Annotated in this window: 3 protein-coding genes; all 3 read left to right on the forward strand. The window is 38.9% G+C overall.

All coding sequences use genetic code 11. The features are described from left to right. Positions 1–387: 387 nt before the first annotated feature. Positions 388–1,044 carry a quinolone resistance pentapeptide repeat protein QnrVC5 gene (locus R8N47_RS23310; RefSeq protein WP_000361705.1) on the forward strand — a complete coding sequence of 219 codons (657 nt, stop codon included), beginning with the start codon at positions 388–390 and terminating at the stop codon, positions 1,042–1,044. Positions 1,045–1,206: 162 nt separating this feature from the next. Further along, a complete protein-coding gene (dfrA31, locus tag R8N47_RS23315) occupies positions 1,207–1,680 on the forward strand; it encodes a trimethoprim-resistant dihydrofolate reductase DfrA31 (protein ID WP_000703246.1) in 474 nt (157 codons plus the stop codon). A 155-nt stretch (positions 1,681–1,835) separates the two neighbouring features. Beyond that, positions 1,836–2,149, forward strand: a 314-nt coding sequence (locus tag R8N47_RS23320) for a hypothetical protein (protein WP_318185871.1), incomplete at its 3' end; no start/stop codon positions are given.

A 2,149-nucleotide genomic window follows, 5' to 3' on the forward strand; every position in this document is an offset into this window, starting at 1 on the left:
ACTGCACTTCACATTAAGTGACATTACGTTAAATCCCACTCTTCACATTAAGCGACATGTTACCACCTAACATGCCGAATTTATCTTTAAGTCTTTGAATTTATGTTGACCATGAAAGATTAAATGAGCTTAGATCTGAGTAGAAATACGGCTTTTCGCCGTATAGAAAGCGTTATGTGTTTTTCTTGCAAGCGCCATGATTAATCAAAACTTTTTTCTAGCCATGCGGCATGGGTGAATTAAAAAACGGTGCCTTAGAGCGTCAATTTGGCGCCTTATTTTTGCGATTTTAAGTGGTTGTAAGTTGCTGTTTTTAAGGTGTTTATTTTTCTTGAGAACTGGTTGGTAAATGTTAGTCTTCGACTCAAATAGAAAGAGGGCTAGAAAATGGATAAAACAGACCAGTTATATGTACAAGCAGACTTTTCACATCAAGACATGAGTGGTCAGTATTTTAAAAATTGCAAATTTTTCTGCTGTTCCTTTAAACGGGCAAACCTCCGCGATACACAATTTGTAGATTGTTCTTTCATTGAACGAGGAGAATTAGAGGGGTGTGATTTTTCTTACTCGGATCTTAGAGATGCATCTTTTAAAAACTGCAGTCTTTCAATGTCGTATTTCAAAGGTGCAAATTGTTTTGGTATCGAGTTCAGAGAATGCGATTTAAAGGGTGCCAATTTTTCTCAAGCTAGCTTCATGAATCAGGTATCGAACAGAATGTATTTTTGTTCAGCTTATATAACAGGTTGTAATCTTTCATACGCCAACTTTGAAAGGCAGTGTATCGAAAAGTGTGATTTGTTTGAGAATAGATGGATTGGCGCAAATCTGAGTGGTGCATCATTTAAAGAGTCTGATTTAAGTCGGGGAGTATTTTCTGAAGGGTGTTGGAGCCAGTGTAGGTTGCAAGGTTGTGATTTGAGCCACTCGGAGTTGTATGGTTTAGACCCTCGGAAAGTTGACCTTACAGGTGTAAAAATCTGTTCGTGGCAGCAAGAACAACTTTTAGAGCAATTAGGTTTAATAGTAGTTCCTGACTAAATTTGATGGTTTGAACACACACATAACAAACGCCTCAAGAGGGACTGTCAACGCGTGGCGTTTCCAGTCCCAATGAGCCGCTGTGGTTGCAGTTGTTGTGTTTGAGTTTAGTTGTTATGCGTTGCCAGCCCCTTAGGCGGGCGTTAGCCCTCAGGAGGAAAAATGAAAATATCCATTATGGCAGCAGTTTCTGAGAATGGAGTAATTGGCTCTGGATTGGATATACCTTGGCATGTACAAGGTGAGCAGCTCCTGTTCAAAGCTATGACTTACAATCATTGGCTTTTAGTCGGTCGTAAAACTTTCGACTCAATGGGTAAACTTCCCAATAGGAAATATGCTGTGGTTACTCGCTCAGAAATGGTCTCGAATGATCCAGATGTTATTTATTTCACCAGCATTGAATCGGCATTATCTTACTTAGACAATACGACAACACATGTCTTTGTTTCTGGTGGTGGTGAAATTTACAAAGCATTAATCGAACAAGCAGATGTTATCCATCTTTCAGTGATTCATAAGCACATCTCTGGCGACGTGTTTTTCCCTTCAGTTCCACAGAGTTTCAAACAAACATTTGAGCAAAGTTTCAGTTCAAATATTGATTACACGTACCAAATTTGGGCAAAGGGCTAACAAACTGTTTAAGAGGGATTCACAACGCGTGGCATTTTTACTATGCGTTGGTTTTAGTGGTTAAGGCGGTATGCGGAAGCTTCGGTATTGCGTTGCTCACCCCTTAACAGGGCGTTAGAGCACTCCTAGTAAAGTAACATAGAGTTAACAAAATAATGTTAGATAAATTAGTTGGTAAGGTTATTAATTTCAAAGCGGTCACTAAAACCAAGGTACAGTTTGAATTAAGTGAAAATAATTGTGTAATCGAACTTCAAGTATCTGATGCTTGGGTTATTAATCGTAATGATGAAGTTACTGTTGTCGGCGAGCGGGACTCAAAAACAGGTAAGTTTATTGCCTATGCTTACAATAACCACACAAAGGGAGTATTTGGTAAGTATGATGCCCAAGTAGTAGGTGGATGGTTGTTTGTTGTTATTGGGCTATTCTTTTTTTGGGCTATTTTTCCACTGTTCTTACATGTTCC

This window comes from Vibrio sp. 2132-1 (assembly GCF_033344315.1).